Source organism: Desulfomicrobium macestii, assembly GCF_014873765.1.
Taxonomy (GTDB): domain Bacteria; phylum Desulfobacterota; class Desulfovibrionia; order Desulfovibrionales; family Desulfomicrobiaceae; genus Desulfomicrobium; species Desulfomicrobium macestii.
The window spans coordinates 1-24376 of the sequence record NZ_JADBGG010000017.1 but is presented as its reverse complement, the minus strand read 5'-3'; the positions used below and the strand labels follow the sequence as shown (position 1 = coordinate 24376).

Here is a 24376-nt window from a genome sequence, read left to right as displayed (position 1 = left end):
GATGCCGGCCCTTCAGGCGGCCAGCAGAAAATGTATCCCGGCAATCCAGCCCCGCTCTTCCAGTTCCGAGGCGATGCGCGCCCCGGCTCCCCTGTTCCCCACATAGGACAGGAGAAATTCCCCCCGCGGAGCGCCCACTTCGTGCCATGAACAGACCGGACGACCGCCGGCCCGTCCGCCGATCTTGTTTTGATCGACCTCCAGCCAGCAATCGATGACAATGCCGTGTTCCTCAAGCATCAGGGCCCGACGCCGGGTGATGCGCCCGCCGCCGATGATCGACACCCGACCTATCCCCCTCAAGGCAAGCCACCGGGCCAGATATTCGGCCTTGGTGCGGTAGAATGCATCGGGATCGTAGCGGGGGTCCGTGCGCGTGAGCCGGGAAGGCGGATCATTCCAGATCAGCACCTCCTGGGGAACCTTGTCCATGCGCACGCCGGCGGCCATCAGGCGCAGCAGAAATTCGTAATCTTCGGGAAACGGGCCGTCATAAAACGGGCCGCACCGGCTGACAAGCTCTTTGCGGAACATTATGCTTGGATTGGCATAAGGCGATTCCACGAAACGTGACAGGGAGATCTCCTCCTCCGTCACCAGGGTGTTGGTCCAGTCCACGTAGGCCTTGTAGCCCCGGCCGGTCTCGGGATCGCCGCCGAAGCGGACCCGCCCGCCGACCAGGCCCAGGTGGGGGTGGCGGTCAAGATGGGCCTTTTGCAGCTCAAGACGCCACGGCAGGCAGACATCGTCGCTGTCCATGCGGGCCACGTACTCGCCCCGGCACTGTTCCACGGCAAAATTCATGGCCTGCACCACGCCCCCGTGCGGGCGGTCGAAAACGCGGATTCTGGAATCCCGGGCCGCATAGCTCCGGAGCAGGGCGAGGGTGTCGTCAAGGGACCCGTCGTTGACGGCCACGACCTCGAAATCCTCCAAGGTCTGGGCCAGCAGGCTGTCCAGGCAGGCCGCAAGGCCGTCCCCGGAATTGTAGCACGGCAACGCGACGGATATCATGCTCCGGACCCGCCCAAGCAATGGTCATGGACACGGACCGCGATCACGGCCGCAAGCTGGACACAAGCAACAGACATCAAATCTCCCTGAGCGACAATTTCGGACCACCCTTGACAGCGCGCCGAGCGCTGACCAAAGCAGAACACAGATTTCACATTTCCCGCGCAAGGTAAATCCATCCCGTCAACCCCGAACCACGGAAACCCGTCAATGCCTTCACTGCCACCAAACGGCGCAGCTTCCGAAACGCTCATCGCAGACGCCCTGCTGGACTGGTTTTCCCGCCACAAGCGAGACCTGCCATGGCGTGAGACCTACAGTCCCTATCACGTCTGGATCTCGGAGATCATGCTCCAGCAGACCCAGATGGAGCGCGGCGTCGAATACTTCAGACGCTGGATCGCACGCTTCCCGGACGTGAGCAGTCTGGCGCAGGCTCCGCAAGACGAGGTCCTGAAACTCTGGGAGGGCCTTGGCTACTATTCGCGCGCCCGCAATCTGCACAAGGCGGCGCAAATGGTCATGGAGCGCCACGGCGGAACCCTGCCGCCCTCGATGGAAGCGCTGCTGGCCCTGCCCGGGATCGGCCCCTACACTGCCCGGGCCATCGCCAGCATCGCCTTCGGGCAGGATGTCTGCGTCGTGGACGCCAACGTCGAACGGCTCGTTAGCCGTCTGTACAACATCGAGCAACCAGTAAAATCCCGTCAGGCCCAGAAAGAGATCAGCGAATACGGGCAGCGCCTCCTGCCAAAAGGACATGCGCGGGACTTCAACCAGGCGCTGATGGAATTCGGCAGCCTCGTCTGCACGCCCAGAAATCCATCCTGCCCGCGCTGCACCCTGGCGCACTGGTGCCGGGCCAGGGAAGCCGGAGTGCAGGAGGAACGGCCTGTCGTGGCCAAAGCCCCCTCCCCCATCTATCTGACCATGGCCACGGGGATACTGATCCACGACGGCCGCATCCTGACGCAAAAAAGGCTGGCCGATGACGTCTGGGGCAACCTCTGGGAGTTTCCGGGCGGAGTCGTGGAAGCGGGAGAGACGCCGCGGGAGGCCGTGATCCGCGAATACATGGAAGAGACGCGGTTGATCGTGAACCATCCCGAGCCCATCGCCTCCTTCAAACATTCCTTCACGCGCTTTCGCGTGACCCTGCACGCCTTTATCGTGACCCTGCTCTCAAGCCCGGAGGAGCTGAACCTCCAGGCCGCCCAGGAACATCGCTGGGCCAACTGGTCCGAAATCATGCAACTGGCCTTTCCGGCCGGTCATCGCAAACTCGTCCGCCACCTCGACAACGATCCGAAATTCCGGGCAAGGGTACACCCATGATCACATTTCTGCTGACCGTCTTTCTCGCAACGACACTCATTCTCGCCCTCCTGACCTACACGCTGTACTGTTACGAGGAGAGCAACCAGGCGGGCAAGCCGCTGGGACCCTTCCTGAGCCTGGCCGGGAAAACCGCCCTGCGCAGCATCGTCAGCGAAATGGCGATCCTGCTGCTGCACCCCCTGGGTCTGTGGCCGCGTCTCTGGAAGGAGCCGAGCGGCGGAGGGGAACTGGTGGTGCTCGTGCACGGGCTCTTCCACAACCAGAGCGCCTGGATTCTCTTTCGACGCTGGATGCAGGGCCACGGTTTCGCCACGGTCTGCTTCTCCTATGCGAGCTGGAACTCAGGATGGGACGAGACCGTCGCCGGTCTGCGCAAAGATCTCGAATCCCTGCTGGCCGCGCATCCGGACCGGGAGGTGCATCTGGTCGGGCACAGCATGGGCGGGCTGCTCCTGTGGTCGGCGCTGGCGGGGCTTGAGGACTCAAGCCGCGTAAAGAGCCTCGTGACCATGGGCACGCCCTTCGCCGGAAGCAAGCTCTCGCCCTTTGCGCTGTCCTCGCTGGGCAGATATCTTCGCTACGAAGGCGAAACCGTGCGCGCGGTCACGCGCTTGCCGCTGCCCTCCCACGTGCGCCGCCTGGCCCTGCATTCCCCCGCGGACAACATGGTGCTGCCCAACGCGGCCCTGCGCTGCAAGGCTCCGGGATGGGAAGAGATGACCACACGGCCGGTGAGCCATGTGGCCATGCTTCACTCTCGCGAGGTGTTCCGGGAAGTTCGGCGCTGGATCGGCGCCGAGGGCGCAAACGTTAAGTCGCAAGCCACGGTTCGGGATCTTGCCTGAGACGCCGCCCGTCCCGCCTTCGCGGGGTGGGCGGGACGGGTTTTCACTTCAGGTCTTCCTTGCGATCGATGTACAGATTGGTCAGGGCCAGCACGGACGTGCCGATGATGAGCAAAAGCGAGACGGCGTTTATGACCGGCGTCGAACCGTCGCGGACCTGCAGATACAGATTGATGGGCAGGGTGGGCTGCGAGCCGACCAGAAAAAGGGTGGTGTTGAAATTCTCGAAGCTCATCAGGAAGGCCACGGCCCCGGAGCCGATGATCGACGAACGCAGATAGCGCAGGGTGATGTGCCAGATGACCTGAAAACGTGTCGCGCCGAGGTTCAGGGCCGCCTCTTCCAGGGAGTGGTCGAACTTGCGCAGCTTGGCCGAAACCACCAGCGTGACGAAGGTGGTGATGAAGGAAAACTGCCCCACCACGACCAGCCAGAAGCTGGGCCTGAAAAGATCGAAATCCAGGTTCCAGTGATCCTCGAAATAGATTCCCGCCGTTGTCGCCCCCAGCAAAATGGAGATGCCAAGGATCACGCCCGGAATGACCAGCGGGGCGAGCATCAGGAAATACAGAAAATTCTTGCCCCTGAAATTCTCCTGCTCGAACAGAAACGCGGCGCACACCCCCACCACCACGCATGAAACCGAGACCCACAGCGCGGTCTGGAAACTGACCCAGATGGCGCGCAGGTTGTCTGCGTCCTCGAAGATGCCGACCCGTTTCGGCCCGGCCGAAAAGAACCAGTCCAGAGTAAATCCGCGCCAGGGCAGGGACGGAAAATCGGAATTGTTGAAGGCCAGCACGCAGGTCACCAGGAGCGGCGCGAACAGAAAAAAGAAATAGAGCAGTATGAAGACCACGAAGGCGCGGTCGTAGGCCCGGGATCTGGGCAGCGAGCGGATCATGAGGCCACCTCGCCCAGGCGCTGGCCCGAGAGCCTGAGGCCCACCCAGATGATGCCCGAACTCAACACCAGCAGCAAAAAGCCAAAGGCAGCGCCCTGGTTCCAGTTGAAGCTGGCGATGAACTGGTTGTAGATCTGCTCCGTGAACCACAGCGAGTTCTTGCCGCCCATGAGGTTGGGGGTCAGGTAGTTGCCGAGCACCAGCATGAAGACCACGATGGAGCCGGAGGTGATGCCCGGCTTGCAGTGCGGAATGATGATCGTGCGCCAGATGCAGGACTTGCTCGCGCCCAGGTCGTAGGCGGCCTCGACCAGGCTGTCGTCCAGGCTCTCCATGACCGAGACCAGCGGCACGACCATGAAGAGCATGGACGTGTACACAAGGCCCATGATCATGGTCGCGTCATTGTAGAGCATCTCGATGGGCCGCGAAACAAGGCCAAGCTGCAGCAGAAAATAATTGATGACCCCTGATTCGCGCAGCAGGATCATCCAGCCGTAAACCCGCACCAGTTCGCTGACCCAGAACGGCAGCAGCAGAAGGACCATCAGAAAACCGCGCACACCCGGCCGGGAGAGTTTGGTGATGTAGAAGGCCACGGGCAGGGACACGATCAGGGTCAGAAAAGTGGTGATGACGGAATAGGCCGCCGTGCGCACGAAAGTCAGCCAGTAGATGGGCTCCAGAAAGAAATTGCCGTAATTTTCGAGGCTCCAGCTCTTGCCGACCCGAAAGCTCAGGATGAGCAGATCCAGATGCGGCAGCACGATGAGCAGAACAAGCCACATCAGCACCGGGGCCAAAAAGATCCAGAACAGGCCGGAGCGCTTCATGGCGTCTCCTCCCGCGCGAATGCGATGCCGGACTCGGGATGCCAGCCCAGGGTGATGTCCTCGCCGGGACGGATGTGATCGAAGGCGCGGTTCTGGGGCAGGGCCACGAGCAATTCGTGACCGCTCGCGGTGGCGGTCAGCAGGCGGCTGTTGGCCCCGTCAAAGAGGATGGCCTTGACCGTGACGCCGAAGGTGTTGAGCCCGGCCGGGTCGGGCGGCTCGATGACCATGGCCTCGGGTCGCAGAAAAAGGGTGGCCGGGCCCTTGCGCGCATCGGCCTTCTTGCGGGCGCGAAAAACCAGGTTCTCATCCGTGCGGATGAGCACCGTGTGGTCGTCCATGTCCTCCACGCTTCCGGCCCAGCGGTTGTTGTCGCCCACGAATCCCGCCACGAAAGGGGTATGCGGATCGCCGTAGAGCTCCTGCGGGGAGCCGACCTGCTCAAAGCGTCCCCTGTTCATGACCGCCACGGTGTCGGACATGACCAGGGCTTCGGACTGGTCGTGGGTGATGTAGACAAAGGTCGTGCCGATCTTGGCCTGGAGCTTCTTGAGCTCGACCTTCATCTGTTCCCTGAGCTTCAGGTCAAGGGCGCCCAGCGGCTCGTCCAGCAACAGGACCTTGGGGTCGAGCACCAGGCATCGGGCGATGGCCACGCGCTGCTTCTGACCGCCGGAGAGCTGCTGGATGCGCTTGGCGCCGAATCCGGGCAGGTCCACCCGTTCCAGGATTTCATCCGTGCGACGGCGGATCTCGGCGGCAGGCACATTGCGCCGCTTCAGGCCGAAGGCGATGTTCTCGGCCACGTCCATCATCGGAAAAAGGGCCAGATGTTGAAAGACCAGATTGACGGGCCTGTTGTTGGGCGTCACCCCGCGCATGTCCTGTCCGCTGATCTCGATACTCCCGCTGGTGCACTCCTCGAATCCGGCGATCATGCGCAGAAGCGTGGTCTTGCCGCACCCGGAAGGACCGAGGATGGAGAAAAAGGAGCCCTTGGGCACGGAAAAGGAGACATCGTCAACAGCCGAAAACGTCCCGAACCTCTTGACCAGACCGGTAATGACCAAATCGAATTGCATGCGCCTTCCGTTGTGGAAAAAAAGAAAAAAAATGAGGTCCGAAGCCGGCAGGCTTCGGACCTTTCGTGCTTAGTTGGAGGCCTTGACCTTGTCCAGCACCTTGCCTTCCATGGCCTCAAGGTTGGCGGGAACGGGCGGATACCATTTGATGTTGTCGATGGTCGCCTGCGGGAAGGAACGATCGAAATTGGCCTGGAAAGCCGGATCGATGAACGGACCGGCGCCCTTGGAGGCCGTGGGGGTCTTCTCGGCGGAAGTGAAATAGCCGCTGTTTTCGGGCTTCAGCATAAAGATGATCCACTTGTAGGCCGCGTCGACGTTCTTGGCCTTGGCCGGAATGGTGAAGGTGTCGATCCAGCCCAGGGCGCCCTCGGCCGGAGCCACGAAGTCGATGTCCTTGTTGTCTTCGTGCAGCTTCCATCCGCCGTTGTCCCATGCCTCGGCCACGGTCACTTCGCCGGAACGCACGGATTCAAGCAACTGGTCGCCGTTGGCCCAGTAGTTCTTGACCAGGGGCTTGGCCTTGATCAGTTCGGCCTCGATCTTGGAGAGCATCTCGGCGTAGGCCTTTTCGTCACCGTAGAGGGCAAAGGGGTCGTAACCCAGCGCAAAACCCAGACCGATGAGGACCGGACGTTTCAGGCGGTAGCTGATGCGGCCCTTGTACTGCGGGTCGATGAGGGCTTTCCAGGAGGTCGCGTCCTTGGCCTTCGCGGTGTTGACCACCAGACCGGAGGTGCCCCAGCAGAAGGGAACCGCGTGCGACTGGCCGCCGACCAGTGTGTTCTTCTTCACGGCTTCGAGCATGGAGGGAATGAACAGATCAGCCTCGATTCTGGAGTAATCGATGGGCTGATAGATGCCAAACTCTTCCTGCACCGAGGAGATGCGGTCCTGACTGGGCTGGGCCAGATCAAAGCCCGCCCCGCGCGTGGCCCGCAGCTTGGCGATCATTTCCTCGTTGTTGGAATAGGTCACCTCGACCTTCACTCCCGTCTCGGCCTCGAACTTGTCCACCAGCTCCTTGGGGGCGTACCCTTTCCAGGTCAACAACTGGAGGGTATCGGCCATGGCCAGGGATGAACCGACCATTAGAAAAACGATCATCAAAACAATCCGTTTCATGCGTAATTCTCCTTATAAGTGTGTAAGAAAAGCCAAATAAACATGTATCAATCTCAATCAATTTCGACAAGTGCATGACACCGTGAAGACAAGACAATGGCAAAAAAATTTTCAGCCCATTCCATGTCCGGCCGGCGCCGCAAGAGCCTGAACGCACACTCCGGTCCCGGCAGAAAAAACTTTCGCATCGGCCCCGTGAAATATCATCTTCTGGAGAGAATCGAGATGATGGTCTCTTTCAAATGTGCCATGTCCACGGGCTTGGCGATGTAGGCATCCATCCCGGCTTGCAGGAAGCGCTCCCGGTCTCCGGCCATGGCGTAGGCGGTCATGGCCACTATGGGGACGTCCTTGCCAAGCTCTTCCCGAATGATCCCCGTGGCCTCCATCCCGTCCATGACCGGCATCTGCACGTCCATGAAAACCAGATCGACGTGCTCGCGCTCAAGTATTTTGATGGCTTCACGGCCATTGGTGGCGCTTATGACCTCGCAGCCGAACTTTGCCAGAATCCGCTCCATGGCCATGCGGTTCACCCCGTCGTCCTCCACCAGCAGAAAGCGTCGCCCGCCAAGGTCTTCCTCCACCCCCTCGTATTGCGTCCGCGCAAGATCGCTCGACCCAACGGCAAAAGGAAGGGTCACGGCGACCGAGGTGCCCTCGCCCTGCACGCTTTCGATCTGTATCTGCCCATGCATGAGATCCACCAGACGACGCACGATGGCCAGCCCCAGGCCCGCGCCCTGATGCGTGCGCACACAGGAGCCGTCGACCTGAATGAACGGCTCGAAAATATCATTGAGACGTTCGCTTGGGATGCCCACTCCGCTGTCCTGGACCGTGCAGCGGATCCGGCAGGGAGATTCCCCCGCCGCCGAGACAAGGACAAAACGTACATCGATCCGCCCCTTCGGTGTGAACTTGACGGCGTTGCCCACCAGATTGAAGAGAATCTGCCTCAGTCTGACCTCATCGCCAAACAGATGGGCAGGGATGCAAGGGTCTGCACGCACTTCCAGCCGCACCCCCTTCTCGTGGGCCGGAACACCGAAAATATCGATGATGCTCTGCCGCACATCGGCAAAGGCGAAACTTTCCTCCTGGATGACCAGCTTGTTGGATTCGATGCGGGACAGATCGAGAATGTCGGAAAGCAGACGGGAGAGCCGATTCGTGGAGCGAATGGCCGCTTCGAGATATTCCTGCTGCTCGACATCGGGTTCCGTGGTCTGAAGCAGTTGCAACATGCTCAGTACGCCATTGAGGGGCGTTCGTATTTCATGGCTCATGTTGGCCAGAAATTCGGATTTGCTGCGGGATGCGTCCTCGGCAGCTTCCTTGGCCTTGTGCAGATCCTCCTGCGCTATCCGTCGCTCCAGCGCCATGCGGTCGAGGGCTTCGGCCACAAGCCCCAGTTCTCCGGCGTCATGGTCCACCCCGGTGGGCCTGGTGTAGTCGCCGGTCCGGAAACGCTCGGCGGCCATGACCAGCGCGTTGATTCTGGGCATGACAAAGGTCCTCTCCGCAACCCAGGCCATGACCAGGGCCAGCAGGGCCGCGCAGGCAGACAGAAGGAGGCCCGTGGCCATTGCTTTATGGGCGTCGGCGCCAATGGAAGCCTCGGGCACTCCGACAAAGAGGGTCATGTACGGTTCCGCCCCGTGCGCGTGTCTGATCTTGCAAAACGCGTTCATGCGGCTGAGGCCGTCGGAACCCATGCTGACAAAAACCCCGCTGTCCCCGCCCTGCTTTGATTTTGCCCAGGTTCCAGGACTGACGAATGCTCCCAGGGGAAAAGATTCATCAACGACGGACCTGTAAATGCGTCTGCCCTCATGATCGGCGATGCCCAGAAAGGAATCGTCCGGCAGATGCTGCCCGACAAAAAATGAATGAAGCCTGGTCAGATCGAGAGCCACGGTAAGAACCCCTTTAACCTGCCCCTGCTCATCCAGGAGGGGATAGGCGAATGGAAAGGACGGAATCGAGGTCCCCCTGGAAACGATAAATTCTCCCGGAGAAAAATCCCTGGTGCGCATGGCGTCCCTAAAATGCTTGCGGTCCGCAAGACTGCCGAAGGACATGGGCACGGCCGAAGCCAGTACCTCCCCTTTTGGATCAGTCAGGGCGATGTTGGTATAAAGGGGGTTGTTGAGCAGAATTCGTTTGAAGATCGCCATGCAGCCATCGACATCCCGGTTTTGAACCCGATCCATGACCGACAAGGTCGAAAGAGTCTGCCGGGTCACCTCGGAGGTCCTTTGCTGCACCCCGGCCATGGCCGTGACTATCCGGACCAACTCTCCCTCGGCGTGGCGAAATGCATTGTCGCGGCTCTGGAGTCCATTGAGCAAAATGATTCCCAGTGCCGGCAGCACCGACAGCAGTACCAGGCCGAAAAGCATGGCCCGCAAGGATTGGAAAAAAGCAAGACGCATGAGAAGGCTCCCAAGCCCTGGAACACGGGTGCATTCCTGGACTTCTTGTATGCCTCATAACGCGCTGACGAAGAAAAGGGAAGGAATCAAGCAAAGCCGAATGCCTCCTTCCACGCGCCCGGGCCAGTGTCGGAACACTGCCCCGGCGTCATGAAAGGATAGCCAAACAGCTGATCTCTTACCAACCGATGAGCATGCGGCTTTTGTTGGGAAAGGCTCTTTTGACCCGCTTGGCCACAGCATAGGAGGCCCAGATGACAAGCGGCGACAGGATGGGCAAAAGATGCAGCCCGTAATAGGGCCTGTAATATGACTGAACCGTTGAAATGAGATAGATGATCCAGCCATGCAGAAAATAAATGGCAAAACTTGAGCCAGCCAGTGTTTTCAGCAGCGTGCTATCGATATGTTCGTATTTGTGCAGAAAAACCATGAAATAAACGCACAGAATCTGCTTCTGTATAAACGCTATGTCTATCCAGTTGAATTCAAATGGATTTTTCTGCAAGTTTCCGGATGCTTCGAAAAAAGCTGCCTGCACCAATGCCAGAAAAATCACACATCCCAGCAGGTGAAAGTCCTTGCCCTTAAATTTATCATATATGAAATCTCTTTCCATTGAACATAAAATACCAAACATGTAGACTGGAGAAAAATATATCACAGACTGAACTATGGACCAATTATTCACAGGCCTATGCATGAAAATCGATATCAAAGAAAGAATTGATATTATGTATATCTTTTTACGTAGATCTATTCTTATAAACCAAATAAACAAAGGAGATATTATAAACATGGCCATTATGAACGGAATATACCAATAAACCATGACGCCTCCATACCAGTAGTACAGAAGTGTCGGACGGACTATCTGATCGTAGAAAGTAGCTTCAGGACCAAAATAAAACTCCGGAAATGGCGCTTTTATGACCAATGCCCAGATAACGGGCAGAACGGACAAAATGAGATACGGTACGTACACATTCTTGAATTTCTTTTCCAAAAATTTGCGATAAACAAATTTGGGATAGAAAACATGATGAAAAAGAAATCCTGAAATGAAAACGAAAAGGGATGTCCCGCCTGAAATCAGATTGGCCAGCACCCGCTCGCCAAAACTGTCGATCACCCATCCGGTGATGCCGTAGCAATGGCCGATTACAATCAGAACAATCGCAACCGCTCGAAAATACTCAAAAGATCTCAGATGCATGCGTTCCACTCAAGGAAAAAGGTTGACGGCAGCCAAGCCGCCGCGATCACAATCAGACCAACCACATCCGACAAACCAGAAAAAAATTCCCGGCATCCCGCCGAAAAAACGCTCCGCCCGCGCCATGCCTGACCTGCCCGGGTCTGGCCCAAAATCTGCTAAGATTGCCCTGAAGCACCGCCAGCGACACGATTTTGACATGGAGACGTTACATGAGCCTTCTTGATCCCATCCAACTGATGACCCTCATGGGAACCAAGCCCGAGCGCAGGAGCCACAAGGCGGCGCTGGAGGACGGGTTTCAAAGCCACATGCGTCAGGCCCTGGGAACCAAAGACATAAATGAATTGAGCGCGAACCTTGGCGGCTCATCCATGGAAAATTCCCTCATGCGGGATGCCCTGCACGGACTGGCCGCCATCATGAAGCAGCAGTCTTCCTCGGACGCGGGGACAGGCCAGGCGCGAAGTTCCCGCAGGCAGAGCCCGACAGGCTCCCTGTCCGCGACCTTCGAGTCCGGAACATCGGGCGTGAACGCCATTGGCCATGACAGAAACGGCGGCACATCCTACGGAACCTATCAGATCGCGTCCAAGCCCGGCACCATGAAAGACTTCATCGCATTCCTGCGTGACAAGGAGCCAGGCTGGGCCTCGAAACTCAAGGCCGCCGGCCCCCCGGACACGGGCTCGACCCGGGGACGCATGCCGGATGTCTGGCGTGAAATCGCGGCCGAAGACCCTGACAAATTCGGGGCGCTGCAACGGGATTTCATCGAGGCCACCCATTACGCCCCCGCCCGCGACAAGATTTTGGCACGAACCGGCGTGGACATGGACACCATGCCATCCGCGGCCCGCGAAGCGCTTTGGAGCACGGCGGTTCAGCATGGAGCCGGCGGAGCGGCCAGGATCTTCGGACGGGCCATCAAAGCCATCGGCACGGAACAACCTGAACACCAGTTCGCGCAAAAACTCATCGACAAGGTTTACGACAGCCGCAAATCACAATTCGGCTCCTCCACGGCCAGCGTGCAGGCCAGCGTGAAAAACCGCATGAACGTGGAAAAGGAAATGGTCCTGGCCATGCTAAGTGGCGACAACCAGTCCGTGGCCTAGTTCAATCCCGCTCCAGGGGCCCGATATTCTTTGTAAAATAGAGGATATCCTCGCCCGGGGAATAGTAATCGCGAATGCGGGCCTCCAGGCTGAAACCGCAGGACAGATAAAACCTTTGCGTCGGCGCGTACTGTTCCCGGGACGACGTCTCGGCGATGAGCTTGCCTCCCTTGCCCCTGCGCAACCGCGCCTCCACTTCCGCCAGCAGTTTCCTGCCCAGCCCCTGACCGCGCATCTCTTCATGCACCGCGATCCAGTACAGATCATGGGTGCTTTCGGTGCACGGCGTCGGGCCATAGCACGCATAGCCCAGGGGCCCACGCTCCAGTGTTTCGGCGAAAACAAAAAAATATCCGCTCTCTTCTCCCTTGGCCAGACGCTCGGTCACCAGTTCCTCGGCCACATCCACCTCGGAAGCTGAAAAAAAGGCCGTGGAGGTCACGATTTCGCGCACGGCGTGTCTGTCTTCGGCGCGTACCTGATCGCGAAAGAAAATCTCATGCACGGCCGGTCTTCTCCCTCTGCCCCGCCCTCTCCAGGGCATCGAAAACGATGTCCCGGACCAGTGCGGCATGGTCCAGTCCGGCCTGCCTGGCCGCAGCCACAAAGCCCGCGTCCGGGGAAATGCACGGATTCGGATTGACGTCGATGATGTTGACCAGGCCGCCGTCGCCGACACGAAAGTCGATGCGTGCGTACCCGGCCAGATTGAAAAGTTCCCAGCAGGAAACGCCGATCCGCGTCATCTCCCGGGCCAGGGCTTCATCCCCGGCAAGATCGAAGCTGCGCGTGGAGGCGGCGTAATCCGCGCTGTCCTGTTCCCATTTGGCCGCATAGTGCAGGATGGCCGGACCGGGTGTCGCCGCATCGAAGACCATCTCCGCCAGGGGCAGCGCGCGGACCTTCCCGCCCGACTCCGCCAGCAGAGCCAGATTGAACTCCCGGCCGCTTACATAGCCTTCGGCCACGCAATCCCCGCCCATGCGCGGCGCCAGTTCCTTCATGACCGCCAGCAGCTCTTCGCGCGCACGCACCTTAACGACGCAGTCCGGGCCAAGGCCTAGGGAGGCATCCTCGAAACGCGCCTTGACGATGTATCTGCCAGGCCCGGGGAAAACGCCCCGCTGCAATTCCCCAAGCGTCGCACCGCAAGGCACGGGCAGCCCGGCCGCATGCATGAGCCGCCTCGCCAGGGCCTTGTCCCCGGCCAGACTCATGCTGCCCTCGTCCGCCCCGGTATAGACAAGCCCGGCCTTGCGAAAAAGGGCCGGCGCCAGGCAGGCGAGGCTGGACACCCCATGACAGGACTCGACCAGATTGAAGACCACATCGGGCCTGCGGTGCGCCAGGGCGGCCTCAAGCGCCGAGGGATCGGAACCAAGGACATGCTCCGAGGTCCGCCAGCCGCAACGGGCCAGGCTCTCGCGCACGCTGCGGGCCTGCAGCACCGTGTCGAGGGCGTCGGGGGAAGCGGCGTCAGGGACGCTCTCGCGTACCACGGCCACATGCAAAGGGCTCACGTGCGTGTCCTTGGAGCCCTGTTTTCGGCTCTGCGCATGGCTGAATCCATGATGCCCCTGATGAGTTCGGCATACTCCAGACCGATCTTGCCGCAGAGAATGGGCAGATCTGAGCTCTCCGGATTGAGGCCCGCCAACGGATTGACCTCGATGAACCGGGCCTCGCCCCGCTCGTCCAGACGCACATCGACACGCCCGGCGTCCAGGCATCCAAGGGCCTGCCATGCCGCGCGGGCCACCTCGGCGGCCTGCTCAGCCGGGCCGTCGGTGGCCAGTTCGTAGAGCGCCCGCTCGCGCCATTCCTGCTTGTTGGCGTAGGTGTAGGCGCACGCGTCGCCCCGGGCGGTGGCGAGCACCTCCATGACCCCAAGCACCCTGCACTCCCGGCCGCTGCCCAAAATGCCCACCGTGAATTCCCGGCCCGGAAGAAACGTCTCGACCAGGGCGGGCTGACGATACGTGCGCAGGACATGCTCGCAGATCCCGCGCAATGCCTGCCGGTCCCTGACCAGGGACTTGTCGCTCACACCCTTGCTGGACCCTTCGGCCACTGGTTTGACAAAGAGCGGAAAAGGCAGATCGATTTTTTCCACCTCGTCCATGCTGTTCACGATCCTGAAATCGGCCGTGGGCACGTCGTGCGCCCGCAGCACCGCGTTGGTCCAGCCCTTGTGCAGGGACAGGGCCAGCACTTCGGGCCCGGAGAAGGTGTAGGGAATGTCCCACGCATCCAGCAGGGCCGGAACCTGGGCCTCGCGGGCCAATCCAAGCATTCCTTCGGCGAAATTGAAGACCAGGTCCCAGCGCCGCCCGTCAGCCAGGGCGCGCACCAGCGGTCCGGCCCCGCCGATCAGCTCCACGTCGTGCCCCTGGGACAAAAGCGCCGCTTTGACGGCTTCGACGGTGACGGGACTGTCCAGCTCCGCCACCTCGTCCCTGTCGTATCCGGCAGCCAGATAGTCCTGCTGCAGATCGTAGGTCATGCCAACGAGCATGATCCCTCCTGCGGGCAAAGCTGGTCAGGGTAATGGAAAACACGGTTTTCATAGTTGCGCAGCACGATGCCCTGCTCGTCCCGACCCTGGAAATAATCCGGTTGCAGCGGCACCTTGCCACCGCCGCCGGGAGCGTCGATGACATAGGTCGGGATGCAGTAGCCCGAAGTGTGCCCGCGCAGATTCCGGATGATGGTCAGCCCCGTCTCCACCGGAGTCCGGAAATGACTCGATCCGGGAATCGGGTCGCACTGGTACAGGTAGTAGGGCCGGACGCGGTTGCGGATCAGCCCGTGCATGAGCCGCTTCATGGTCGGCGCGTCGTCGTTGACTCCGGACAGAAGCACTGTCTGGCTCCCGAGGGGGATGCCGCCGTCGGCCAGCCGGTTGCAGGCCAAGGCCGTGTCCGGCGTCATCTCGTCGGGATGCGTGAAGTGCAGGCTGATGAACAGCGGATGATAGCGACGCAGCATGCGCACCAGCTTGGGCGTGATGCGCTGGGGAAGCACGGCCGGGACCTTGGAGCCGATGCGGATGATCTCCACATGTGGAATGGCGCGCAGTTGGGACAACAGCCACTCGATCTTCATGTCCGGCAAGGTCAGAGGGTCGCCCCCGGAGAGCAGCACGTCGCGCACTTCGTCATGTTCGCGGATATAGTCGAGGGCGGCCTGCCAGCTGCGCATGTCCGAGCGGTGTCCGACCTTGCCCACCAGCCGTGAGCGCGTGCAATAGCGGCAATAGGTCGAGCAGAACTCCGTGACCAGAAACAGCACCCTGTCCGGGTAGCGATGGACAATGCCGGGAACCGGGCTGTGCCCTTCTTCGCCGAGCGGGTCCGGAGTCTCGAAAGGCAGACTCAGCGTTTCGCGCACATCGGGCAGGATGCAGCGCCGCACGGACTCGCTGCGGGAGGCAACCCACAGGTAATAGGGCGTGGCGGCCGCGGGCAGTCGCCGCCTGGTCTTTTCGAAGACCGGGGCGGGCACGCCAAGAATCCGAGCCATGGCCTCCACGGAGGTGACACGGTTCTTCAACTGCCAGCGCCAGCTGTCCCAGTCCTTCTGCACGGCACCGGGAAAATGCGTGCTCATGAATTTCTTGCGATGCGCCCAGAGGCCAAGCTCCAGGTCTTCGGGAAGGGAAGATAAAGAGGGGGGTTCGGCCAGCTCCTGGTCGATTTCGGAAGGCTCTGCCGCGACTAATTCGACAACGTCCATGGTTTCCTCTGTGCACGTTAAATTATTCAAAAAATGAAAACGCGCCAATCCTTAACAATATATTGAAATAAAAACATAAAATCAGTGACAATCATCCATGCGCACCCGCTTTGGACAGCGAAAAAAACGCATGTTCCCTGATGCGACGGCTCATATGCCTTTCCCATTTTCTTGTCATCAGACTTATGCCCCGGACGGCGCAAATTTTTTGAAATTTTCAAAAATATTTCAAAGAGGCCCGCCAAGGGCGCGAAGGAAGGAAAAAATCCAGTGGTTCAAGAGGGTTCAAACCCAATGAGGCAGGGATGATCGAAGGACCCTATTCGGGCTTTGAGGACACGATGCGCTTGTAGGTTTCGAGCAGTTCCACAAAGGCGTCATGATCCCCGCCCTTGTCCGGATGCATGGTCATGGCCTTCTTGCGGAAGATGCGCGCGAACTCGCGCCTGGTCATGCTTCTGATCTCGGCCATGCCCATGCCGAAGAGTTCGCGCACCCGTTCCGGAGCGACGGTTCTCGGACGTGGACGGGGACGGCGAAAATCGTTCATGAAATCGTGAAAGATGCGCTCGAAACCAGCCGACGCGGCAAAATCGAAATCAAAATGCAGACACGCATAACGCCGCAGATACGTCCGCGCATCGGTGTGGCCGAAGGCAAAGCCCGCATCGTCCCACAGGGCGCAGAATTCATGCATGAAGGCCTCGTCAAGACCGGCCGGGTCCAGGGCTTCGGGCATGGTCCGGGCCGCCGGGGAAGTGAAATGGCGTTGCAGATTGAACACCGCATGCACGTAGCCGCGCACCTCCTCCATGGGCAGGGAGCGCTCAAGACGCAGGAAGAGCTGCTCGATTTCGTCCCGGCTCTTGTCCAAGAGGCTCAAAAACAGCTTGGGGCTGACTTCGTCGATGCGGCTCAGGTTGATCTCGCCCGAACGCATGAAAGCCATGCGTCTGCGATCAAAGGGATGCAGGGCGCGGATGAGGTCTTCCTGCGTGCGGGTCAGCACCGTTCGCGTCCATGTCCGGGAGCGCCCGGCCCGGTCCCTGAAATCCTGAGGGGCAAATGGAGCGAATGCCTCGTCGAGCTCATCCATGTCCAGGTCCAGACCCGCCAGCGCCTCAAGAAGCTCCTCGGCATAGGATATCCCGAAACGGCCGAAACGGACCATGCGGCCAGGGTCCGCCCCCAGGTCTAAAAGGGTCTCAAAACCAAAGCCGCCGTCCACCGGCACGGAACGCCGCAACTCGAAGCGCAACGGCCTGCCTTCTCCCAGCACCGCCACGTACATGTCAGTTCACCACCTGCCAGGCCAGGGTCTGACCCGCAAGATAGGGCACGACGGAACCGAAGCGCTCCGGCACGGTCCAGGCGCGGCGCTCAAGACGCACCTCCCTGGCCATGGGGGTCAGGCCGTAGGCGGCGCGGGCGCGGTCCGAAACAAAGGCCTGCAGCAGGTCCAGGGCGTCCAGCTCCTCGAAGAGACCGGCCAGGGCAGGCAAGGCCACGGGCGCGGAAAAGATTCCGGCCGCGCAGCCGGGCGCTTCCTTGGCCGTGATCGGATGCGGGGCCGTGTCGCTGCCGAAGAACGCCCGGGGGTGATGCAGCGCCGCCTGTCGCAGGGCGTCGCGATCCTCCGGACGTTTGGCCACGGGCTTGCAGAAAAGATGAGGCCGCATGAGCCCGCCGAGCACGTCATCAAGGGTGATGAGCAGATGGTGCAGGGTGACCGTGGCGAAAAGGTTGTCGAAGCGGTCCAGCAGCTCCACCCCGGCCCGGGTGGTGACGTGTTCGAGAACAATGCGCAGCCGGGGAAACATGCGCGCCCACTCCGCCACCACGGGCAGAAAAACCGCCTCGCGGTCCATGACGAATCCGCATCCCTCCCCATGGATCAAAAGGGGGATGTCCAGCTCCTCCATGATGGCCAGGGTTGCGTGGGCCTGCCGCATGTCGGCCAAACCGGCCTCGGAGTTGGTCGTCATTCCGGCGGGATAGAGCTTGAGCCCGATGATGTGCGGCCTTGCGGCCAGCAGCTCGTCCCTGGAGTAGGCCTTGAAAAAAAGAGTCATGAGCGGGGAGAACGATTCTCCCGCCACGCGAAGTATTTTCTCCCGGTAGTCCAGCACCTGCGTAAGCTCGGTCACTGGCGGGGTCAGGTTGGGCATGACCACGGCGGCGACGAAGTCCCGGGCCGTGTGCGGCGCCACCAGGGCCAGCATGTCGCCCTGGCGCAGGTGGACATGCATGTCCAGGGGAGAATGCAAGATCAGCATGAAACCTCCAGGAAATACCATTATGTCAGGAAAGAAGATAGGCAAGTCCGGCATAGCGGGCAAGCTTGCCGAGCAGCACAGGCGGGACAAAGCGCTTCAGGGACAGCCCGAAGAGGCCGGCCACGGCGCAGAGCGGGTCCCCGAGTATGGGCGTCCAGGCCAGCAGCAGGCTCCACGAGCCATAACGGGCGAAAAGGCGCACCGCCCGCTCCCGCTGCGCGGCGGAAAGGCGCAGCATCCGGGTCAGAAAGGGCTCGCTCCCCCACCGTCCGATCCCCCAGGTGGTCATGGCCCCCAGGGTGTTGCCGGCGGTGGCCGCCGCTACGCAGGCATATGGATCGACGCCGGCCAGAATCAGGGCTGCAAGGGCGGCCTCGGAGACCACGGGCAGAAACGTGGCGGCCAGGAAGGACAGGATGAAAAGCCCGGTCAGTCCGTAATCAAGGAGCAGCTCTTCCATGTCAGGACGTGAACAAAAAGGCGTTGGGGGTGGACGCGACCCGGGGCCTCTTGCCCAAAACCCGCATGGCGTTCTCGGTCATGTCCTCGCGGGTGAGCCCCCGTGCCAGCTCCGGCCAGAGGCTGTGGCCGAAGACGAAATTGGCGGCCAGATAGGGCAGGTATTTCTTGTACATCTTGATGGCGCGCGTGGGCTCGAAATGCTTCCAGATGGCGTCGATGATCTTCAGCGCCGTGTTCAGAAAAATGTCCTCGTCGGGCTCGAAGCCATGCACCAGCTGGGCGAAAATCCAGGGCCGGGCGATGGCCATGCGGCCGATGGACACTCCCGCGCAGCCGGTCTCGGCGACCATCCGGGCGCAATCCTCGCCGGAAAAGGCGTTGCCGTTACCGAGCACGGGAATTGAAACGGCAGCGGCCACGGCCCGAATATGCGCCCATTTGGGCGGACGGGACCGGCGATCCGGCGCGATGCGCGGGTGAAAGGTCAAGAGGTCCGCACCCGCGTCCTCGAAACGCCTGGCCAGGTCCACGGCCAAATCCGGAGAGTTCTCCCAGCCACTGCGGAATTTGACCATGACCGGACAACGCACGGCCTGGCGCACGGCCCGCACGATGGCCACGGCCCGCTCCGGGTCCTTGAGCAGCGCCGCCCCGTATCCCTTCTTGCAGATGGCAGCCACGGAGCAGCCCATGTTGATGTCCACGCCCATGAGCCCTTCGCTCTCGATGCGCCTGGCTGCGGCGGCCATGACTTCGGGCTCGCCCCCGAAAATCTGGCAGACAAGACGCGTCGCCTCCTCGTCGCGCCAGCGGAACACGGGGGAATGATGGCGGCTTTCCTGCGGCACGGCGCGGGCGTTGCACATCTCCGTGACCATGAAACCATGCCCTCCGAATCCTCCGAGCACTTCCCGAAAGGCCACATGCCCAAGACCTGCCATAGGCGCCAGGACAAGGCGCGAAGGCAGAAGCACGGAGCCGACGCTCAAGGGATCCGAAAAAAAGGCAGGGTGCTGCATGAACACGTTCTCCACAAAACCGGAAAAATCGGGGACAGGAGCCGAAACGGCCAGGAACGAAAAAGCTGAAAAAGCGCCCTCCACCGGGGAAGAGCGCTTCGGAAACGAACCGGACAAAAAGGATCAGGACAGCATGAAAACCCGGATGACGCCGATTCCGGTGACCACTTCCGCCAGCGCCAGGAGTACGGCCACCGAATTGAAGACGGCGTGCACCAGAGGCAGGTAGCGGCGTTTCATTCTGTTGCGATCCATGATCACGCCCGTGATGTACCCTCCCGCGATGCAGGGCATCATCATCTGGCCGATCCAGTAATGGTTGCCGGTGATGGTGTTCTGGCCCCAGTGCTGGCCGACGGCATAGAGGCCAAGGACCAGTCCGCTCATCCATAGAATATGTGCGTACTTGCCGAGCCGGACATGTTCGGCCCACATGAACTTACCTTTCTTTCCCAGGTGGTTGGCCTGAAAACGTGGCCACCCAAGGGACAAGACGTACAGGGCCAGGCCGGTGGCCGCAAGTTGAAGCAGAGGATGAATCCAGAGCATTATGCACTCCTTGAAAGGCAAAGTGTGGGCGAAAGCATCCGACGCGATGGAAGCGGACAGGTGAGTGCATAGATGAGGGGGGCATGATTGACAAGGCCCCCATCGCACGTCGGCAGGCGTCCTAGCCGGTTGCCCCGGCCCTTGCCGCCCTGCGCCGGGCCATCCATCCCCTGGCTCCGTCCTGCAATGAACACAGCACCGGCACCACGACCAGAGTCAGCAAAGTGGCCACAAGAAGCCCGAAAATGACCGCCACGGCCATGGGACCCCACCACTGCGCCGACTCCGACTCCGTGATCAGCTCCAGCCTGAAGAAGTCGAAGCTGACCCCGAGGGCCATGGGCAAGAGGCCAAGGATGGTGGTCACGGCCGTGAGCAGCACAGGGCGGAAGCGGGTCAGCCCGGCCGTCATCAGCGCCTCGCGCGTCTCCATGCCCGTCGCTTTGAGCTGCTCGAAGTAATCGATGAGCACGATGGCGTTGTTGACGACCACCCCGGCCAGGGAGATGACGCCCACGCCGGTCATGATGATCCCGAAAGCCGTGCCGGTGAGCAAAAGCCCCGCGAAGACCCCGATGAAGGACAGCACCACCGAGGTCAGCACGATGAGCGGAGTGACCATGGAGTTGAACTGGGCCACCAGCACCATGAAGATGAGGAAAATGGCGACCACAAAGGCCTCGCTCAAGAATTCCTGGGCCTTGCGCTGCTCTTCCTGCTCTCCGGCGAAGCTGTAGGTGTACCCACGCGGCCAGGCCAGGGTCCCGAGCCTGGCGTCCAGTTCGCGGATGATGTCGTTGGCGAGCCTGCCGCTGACGTCGGAGGAGACCGTGACCACCCTTTTCTGGTCCTTGTGGTTGATGGCCCCGAGGCCGCTGGCCAGTTCCACCCGGGCCAGAGTGGTCAGGGGCACCGGTTCGCCGTCCGGACCCGAGACCGTGATGCGCTTCAGGGATTCCACCGACTCCCTGTCCTTGCGCGGCAGCTTGGCGACGATGTCGTATTCGTCCTTGCCCTCGCGGTACACGCCGACCTTGGCTCCGTTGATGGCCGCCTTCACGGTGTAGGCCACGGTGTAGGTGTCGAGGCCCAGGAGCGCGGTCTTCTCCTTGTCCACCCGGATCTGGATCTCCGGCTTGCCGGTGACCAGGTTGTCCTTCATGTCGACGATGCCGGGGATGTCGCGCATGAGCTCGCGGACCTGCTCCACGATCCCGGCCAGCACCTGCATGTCGTCACCGTAGATCTCAAGGCTGACCGGATCGCCGGTGGGCGGCCCCTCGTCTTCCTTCTCCACGCGCAGTTCCACCCCGGTGATCTGTGCGGCAAGCCTGTCTCGAACCTCCGAGACGATCTCCGAGGAATGCCTCGTGCGCTCGCCGATGGGCTTGAAATCGAGGGTCACGGAGCCGAGGTGCGTGCCGCTTCCGCCCCCGCCGAAATCCCCGCCCGTGGCCGCGCCCGTGCTGCCGATGACGTAACGCACGTCCTCGTACTCGGAACAGACGTCTTCGATGATCCTGATGTAACGGTCCGTGGCGTCAAGCCCCGTGCCCACGGGCAGCTTGACGTTGGCGTAGGCCCGCTTGGGCTCGGTTTCCGGAAAGAACTCCACGCCCTTGCCGAATTTGCCGAAAGCCAGGGCCGAGCCGAAAAACATGACCACGCAGACCCCCAGAACCAGCGCCCTGTGGTTCAGGGCCCAGCCCAGAAGCCACATGTAGACCCTCTTGGATCTGGACCGGGCGACGTTTCCGTCACCGGCGAAGCGCGGGGGCGCGGCGGTCTGATAGCGCGCGGACAGGACCGGATTGATGACCAGGGCCACGAAAAGGGAGCCCATGAGCGCCAGAATGACCGTCTTGGGCAGAAAGGACATGAATCCGCCCATGATTCCGGGCCAGAAGATCATGGGAAAAAACGCGCCGATGGTGGTCAGGGTCGAGGTGATGACCGGCCAGGCCACTTCGCTGGTCCCGTCGAGGGCCGCCTGGAAGCGGTCCTTGCCCTCCTGCATGTGACGGTAGATGTTCTCCACGATGACGATGCCATTGTCGACCAGCATGCCAAGGGCCAGGATGAGGGAAAAAAGCACGACCATGTTCAGGGTGATGTCCAGCAGACGCAGGAGCGCGAAGGTGATGAGCATGGACACCGGAATGGCCACGGAGACGAACACGGCGGAGCGCCCGCCGATGAAGATGAGCACCACGAACAGGACGAGGATGAGCCCTGTCAGGATGTTGTTCTCCAGATCGGCGACCATGTTGCGGATGTCCTCGGCCATGTCTGCGGTCAGGCTGATATTCAGGGAGGGAGGAAGAAGCTCGCGCATTTCCTCGACGGCGGCCGCGATCTGGTCGTTGATGTCGATGATGTTCTCGCCGCTGCGCTTGATGACCTGCAGGGTCACCGCGTTCTCCCCGTTCAGGCGGCTCAGTGTTGTAGGGTCCTTGTAATGATCGCGGATGGCGGCCACGTCGCGCAGATAGACGGGCTTGCCGTCACGCACGAAGGCCACGATGGAGTCGATCTCCGCCGGATTCTGAAAATCCTCGGGCACGCGCACCTGATAGCGCATGTCGCCGATATCCATGGACCCGCCGGGCATGTTCACGTTGCCCCGCTCCACGGACTGCAGCATGGCGGTGAAAGGCACCCTGTAGGCGCCGACGCGGTCGAGGTCGAACTCGACGTGGATTTCACGCTCGAGACCGCCGATGATCCGGGCGTCGAGCACTCCGGGAATGGACTCGAACCTGTCCTCCAGGTCCTCGGCAAAGACCTTGAGACGCTTCAGGCTAAAAGGGCCGGACAGGACCACCTGAATGATGGGCATGTCGGAAAAATTCATTTCGCTGACGACCGGATCGTCCTCAAGGTCCGACGGCAGGTCGCCGGAGGCCTGATCGACCTTGTCGCGCACCTTCTGCAGCGCGTCGTCGATGTCCTCGCTGGGCAGAAACTTGATGGCGATGGTGGACTCGCCGTCGTTGGACTGCGAGGTCAGTTCCTCCACGCCCTCCAGTCCCTTGAGCTTGCGCTCCAGGGGGATGGTGACCAGCTTCTCCATGTCCTCCGGAGCGACGCCCTCGTAGGTGGTGGTCACGAAGATGTAGGGAATCTGGATGTCGGGAGCGGCCTCGCGCGGGAGCTTCACGTAGCTGTAGAGCCCGGCCACGATGATCAGAACCAGGGTGACCAGAACCAGGGGCTGCCGGTGCTGTGCGGTTTGATTGACGATCATCGCACGTTCACCTTTGTCCCGTCCTCCACCTCGGTGTGCCCGGCCACGATGAGCCTGTCCCCGGCCTTGAGGCCGCCGAGCACCTGCACGCGGTCACCCTCGATGACGCCCAGCTCGACGGAACGCGCCTGGGCCACTCCGTTCAGCTCCACGAAAACGATCCGTTCGCCTCCCTTGTCCTGCACGGTGAAGAGGGGCACGGTCACGGCATTCTCGATCAGGCGTCGCAAAAAAGCCGCCCGTGCGATCATGCCGGGTCGGATGCTGCCATCGGCATTGTCCACCACCACCCGGACCTGAAAGGTGCGGGTCGCGGGATCCGCCTTCCAGGCCACGAAATCGATCTCTCCCATCCACTGCCGCTCGGGATAGGTGTCCACGAGCACCGTGACCTTTTGCCCTTCGGCCAGGAAACGCACATCGCCCTCGGGCACGTTGAAGTTGATGCGCATGGTGGCCACGTTGACGATATCAGCCACGGGTCCGCCCTCGGCCACGAATTCGCCGGGGTCGACATGGACCTTGTTGACCACGCCGTCCAGGGTGGACGACACCGTGCCATGTCCGTACTCGACCTCGGCCTCGCGCAACCGCGTCACGGCCGAGGTCAGCTCGTTCTGGGCCTGCTCCAGTTCTTCCCGGGCCAGAACGCCCTGCGCGTGGAGCTCGCGTCTGCGCAGCAGCTGATCTTCGGCCAGCCGCACGTTCGCCCGCGCGCGGTCACGGGCGGCGCCCAGGGCGGACAGGTCGATGCGGGCGATGTGATCTCCGGTGCCAACGACACTCCCTTCGGTCACCCCGACCCACTCCACGACGCCGCCGCGCTGGGCGGCCAGGCGCACGTCATGCAGAGCCTCGGTTTCCCCGGGCAGGACCAGCATGTCGCGCATGGTGACGGTCCTTATCTCCTCGGTCACGACATTGACCACGTGCACAGGCCTGGCCGGTACCGCAGCCTCGGAGGCAGGGCCTGCCGTGCCGCCTTCGGCCACGCCGGAAGTGTTCGCGGGCGCATCCGAACAGCCGGCCAGAAAGCCGCAGATGCAAAGGACAAGCGCCACGCGATTCAAGAAATTCTTTCCTGAATCCGTGAATAAGTGTTGCCAACGTTGTTGGCTCGAAATTTCAACCATATTTTTCGAAAATCCAGGCGACTTTCGACCTAAAAATTTTCA

General features: G+C 61.1%; 21 protein-coding genes. 3 read left to right on the top strand and 18 right to left on the bottom strand.

What is annotated here, in order from left to right; all coding sequences use genetic code 11:
- Positions 1-12 precede the first annotated feature (12 nt).
- Positions 13-1014, bottom strand: coding sequence for a glycosyltransferase family 2 protein (locus H4684_RS11775; protein WP_192623885.1), 1002 nt, complete (start codon positions 1012-1014; stop codon positions 13-15).
- 210 nt (positions 1015-1224) lie between these two features.
- On the opposite strand from H4684_RS11775, the gene mutY reads away from it, so the two are divergent.
- Together mutY and H4684_RS11765 are read left to right on the top strand one after the other, a co-directional pair.
- Complete coding sequence (gene mutY / locus H4684_RS11770) at positions 1225-2349, top strand: A/G-specific adenine glycosylase (protein WP_192623884.1); 1125 nt, start codon at positions 1225-1227, stop codon at positions 2347-2349.
- The gene (locus tag H4684_RS11765) at positions 2346-3197 is read left to right on the top strand and encodes an alpha/beta fold hydrolase (protein ID WP_192623883.1); all 852 of its coding nucleotides are present in this window, start codon (positions 2346-2348) and stop codon (positions 3195-3197) included. Before mutY ends, H4684_RS11765 begins: the two co-directional genes overlap by 4 nt.
- Before the next feature lie 43 nt (positions 3198-3240).
- Here the strand turns inward: H4684_RS11765 and H4684_RS11760 are convergent, their stop codons facing one another.
- From H4684_RS11760 to H4684_RS11735, 6 genes are all read right to left on the bottom strand, one after another.
- Positions 3241-4101, bottom strand: coding sequence for an ABC transporter permease (locus H4684_RS11760; protein WP_192623882.1), 861 nt, complete (start codon positions 4099-4101; stop codon positions 3241-3243).
- Positions 4098-4934 carry an ABC transporter permease gene (locus H4684_RS11755; protein WP_092191093.1) on the bottom strand — a complete coding sequence of 279 codons (837 nt, stop codon included), beginning with the start codon at positions 4932-4934 and terminating at the stop codon, positions 4098-4100. The genes H4684_RS11760 and H4684_RS11755 overlap by 4 nt, the downstream gene beginning before the upstream one ends.
- Positions 4931-6016, bottom strand: coding sequence for an ABC transporter ATP-binding protein (locus tag H4684_RS11750; protein WP_192623881.1), 1086 nt, complete (start codon positions 6014-6016; stop codon positions 4931-4933). The genes H4684_RS11755 and H4684_RS11750 overlap by 4 nt, the downstream gene beginning before the upstream one ends.
- A gap of 69 nt (positions 6017-6085) precedes the next feature.
- The gene (locus H4684_RS11745; protein ID WP_192623880.1) at positions 6086-7141 is read right to left on the bottom strand and encodes an extracellular solute-binding protein; all 1056 of its coding nucleotides are present in this window, start codon (positions 7139-7141) and stop codon (positions 6086-6088) included.
- A 203-nt stretch (positions 7142-7344) separates the two neighbouring features.
- On the bottom strand, positions 7345-9579 hold the full coding sequence (locus tag H4684_RS11740; RefSeq protein WP_192623879.1) for an ATP-binding protein: 2235 nt from the start codon (positions 9577-9579) through the stop codon (positions 7345-7347).
- A 178-nt stretch (positions 9580-9757) separates the two neighbouring features.
- A complete protein-coding gene (locus H4684_RS11735) occupies positions 9758-10795 on the bottom strand; it encodes an acyltransferase family protein (protein ID WP_192623878.1) in 1038 nt (345 codons plus the stop codon).
- A 212-nt stretch (positions 10796-11007) separates the two neighbouring features.
- Here H4684_RS11735 and H4684_RS11730 point away from each other — a divergent pair, with 212 nt between their 5' ends.
- Positions 11008-11913: a VgrG-related protein gene (locus H4684_RS11730; protein WP_192623877.1), complete on the top strand. Its 906-nt coding sequence runs from the start codon at positions 11008-11010 to the stop codon at positions 11911-11913.
- A 1-nt stretch (position 11914) separates the two neighbouring features.
- On the opposite strand, the gene H4684_RS11725 is transcribed toward H4684_RS11730, so the two are convergent.
- The 11 genes from H4684_RS11725 to H4684_RS11675 form a co-directional block, all read right to left on the bottom strand.
- Positions 11915-12418 (bottom strand): GNAT family N-acetyltransferase, encoded by a 504-nt coding sequence (locus H4684_RS11725; protein ID WP_192623876.1) that lies wholly within the window; start codon positions 12416-12418, stop codon positions 11915-11917.
- Positions 12411-13433, bottom strand: a complete 1023-nt coding sequence (locus H4684_RS11720) for a D-alanine--D-alanine ligase family protein (protein WP_092191079.1) — start codon at positions 13431-13433, stop codon at positions 12411-12413. The genes H4684_RS11725 and H4684_RS11720 overlap by 8 nt, the downstream gene beginning before the upstream one ends.
- Complete coding sequence (locus tag H4684_RS11715; protein WP_192623875.1) at positions 13430-14428, bottom strand: D-alanine--D-alanine ligase family protein; 999 nt, start codon at positions 14426-14428, stop codon at positions 13430-13432. The genes H4684_RS11720 and H4684_RS11715 overlap by 4 nt, the downstream gene beginning before the upstream one ends.
- Positions 14413-15648: a KamA family radical SAM protein gene (locus tag H4684_RS11710; RefSeq protein ID WP_092191075.1), complete on the bottom strand. Its 1236-nt coding sequence runs from the start codon at positions 15646-15648 to the stop codon at positions 14413-14415. Before H4684_RS11710 ends, H4684_RS11715 begins: the two co-directional genes overlap by 16 nt.
- A 319-nt stretch (positions 15649-15967) precedes the next feature.
- On the bottom strand, positions 15968-16939 hold the full coding sequence (locus tag H4684_RS11705) for a hypothetical protein (RefSeq protein WP_192623874.1): 972 nt from the start codon (positions 16937-16939) through the stop codon (positions 15968-15970).
- Between the two features lies 1 nt (position 16940).
- A complete protein-coding gene (gene pyrC, locus H4684_RS11700; protein WP_192623873.1) occupies positions 16941-17945 on the bottom strand; it encodes a dihydroorotase in 1005 nt (334 codons plus the stop codon).
- A gap of 4 nt (positions 17946-17949) precedes the next feature.
- On the bottom strand, positions 17950-18384 hold the full coding sequence (locus tag H4684_RS11695) for a YqaA family protein (RefSeq protein ID WP_092191069.1): 435 nt from the start codon (positions 18382-18384) through the stop codon (positions 17950-17952).
- A gap of 1 nt (position 18385) precedes the next feature.
- Entirely contained in the window at positions 18386-19405 is a 1020-nt protein-coding gene (locus H4684_RS11690; RefSeq protein ID WP_192623872.1) for a tRNA dihydrouridine synthase, read from the bottom strand.
- A gap of 123 nt (positions 19406-19528) precedes the next feature.
- Positions 19529-19954: a hypothetical protein gene (locus H4684_RS11685; protein WP_092191067.1), complete on the bottom strand. Its 426-nt coding sequence runs from the start codon at positions 19952-19954 to the stop codon at positions 19529-19531.
- A gap of 121 nt (positions 19955-20075) precedes the next feature.
- Positions 20076-23201: an efflux RND transporter permease subunit gene (locus tag H4684_RS11680; protein WP_192623871.1), complete on the bottom strand. Its 3126-nt coding sequence runs from the start codon at positions 23199-23201 to the stop codon at positions 20076-20078.
- Complete coding sequence (locus tag H4684_RS11675) at positions 23198-24262, bottom strand: efflux RND transporter periplasmic adaptor subunit (protein WP_318779637.1); 1065 nt, start codon at positions 24260-24262, stop codon at positions 23198-23200. Before H4684_RS11675 ends, H4684_RS11680 begins: the two co-directional genes overlap by 4 nt.
- Positions 24263-24376: the final 114 nt, after the last annotated feature.

Bases quoted from the DNA above. Each gene is read 5' to 3' on its own strand.
- H4684_RS11775 (WP_192623885.1), bottom strand. From the start codon at position 1,014: ATGATATCCGTCGCGTTGCCGTGCTACAATTCCGGGGACGGCCTTGCG.
- mutY (WP_192623884.1), top strand. From the start codon at position 1,225: ATGCCTTCACTGCCACCAAACGGCGCAGCTTCCGAAACGCTCATCGCA.
- H4684_RS11765 (WP_192623883.1), top strand. From the start codon at position 2,346: ATGATCACATTTCTGCTGACCGTCTTTCTCGCAACGACACTCATTCTC.
- H4684_RS11760 (WP_192623882.1), bottom strand. From the start codon at position 4,101: ATGATCCGCTCGCTGCCCAGATCCCGGGCCTACGACCGCGCCTTCGTG.
- H4684_RS11755 (WP_092191093.1), bottom strand. From the start codon at position 4,934: ATGAAGCGCTCCGGCCTGTTCTGGATCTTTTTGGCCCCGGTGCTGATG.
- H4684_RS11750 (WP_192623881.1), bottom strand. From the start codon at position 6,016: ATGCAATTCGATTTGGTCATTACCGGTCTGGTCAAGAGGTTCGGGACG.
- H4684_RS11745 (WP_192623880.1), bottom strand. From the start codon at position 7,141: ATGAAACGGATTGTTTTGATGATCGTTTTTCTAATGGTCGGTTCATCC.
- H4684_RS11740 (WP_192623879.1), bottom strand. From the start codon at position 9,579: ATGCGTCTTGCTTTTTTCCAATCCTTGCGGGCCATGCTTTTCGGCCTG.
- H4684_RS11735 (WP_192623878.1), bottom strand. From the start codon at position 10,795: ATGCATCTGAGATCTTTTGAGTATTTTCGAGCGGTTGCGATTGTTCTG.
- H4684_RS11730 (WP_192623877.1), top strand. From the start codon at position 11,008: ATGAGCCTTCTTGATCCCATCCAACTGATGACCCTCATGGGAACCAAG.
- H4684_RS11715 (WP_192623875.1), bottom strand. From the start codon at position 14,428: ATGCTCGTTGGCATGACCTACGATCTGCAGCAGGACTATCTGGCTGCC.
- H4684_RS11710 (WP_092191075.1), bottom strand. From the start codon at position 15,648: ATGGACGTTGTCGAATTAGTCGCGGCAGAGCCTTCCGAAATCGACCAG.
- H4684_RS11705 (WP_192623874.1), bottom strand. From the start codon at position 16,939: ATGTACGTGGCGGTGCTGGGAGAAGGCAGGCCGTTGCGCTTCGAGTTG.
- pyrC (WP_192623873.1), bottom strand. From the start codon at position 17,945: ATGGTATTTCCTGGAGGTTTCATGCTGATCTTGCATTCTCCCCTGGAC.
- H4684_RS11695 (WP_092191069.1), bottom strand. From the start codon at position 18,384: ATGGAAGAGCTGCTCCTTGATTACGGACTGACCGGGCTTTTCATCCTG.
- H4684_RS11690 (WP_192623872.1), bottom strand. From the start codon at position 19,405: ATGCAGCACCCTGCCTTTTTTTCGGATCCCTTGAGCGTCGGCTCCGTG.
- H4684_RS11685 (WP_092191067.1), bottom strand. From the start codon at position 19,954: ATGCTCTGGATTCATCCTCTGCTTCAACTTGCGGCCACCGGCCTGGCC.
- H4684_RS11680 (WP_192623871.1), bottom strand. From the start codon at position 23,201: ATGATCGTCAATCAAACCGCACAGCACCGGCAGCCCCTGGTTCTGGTC.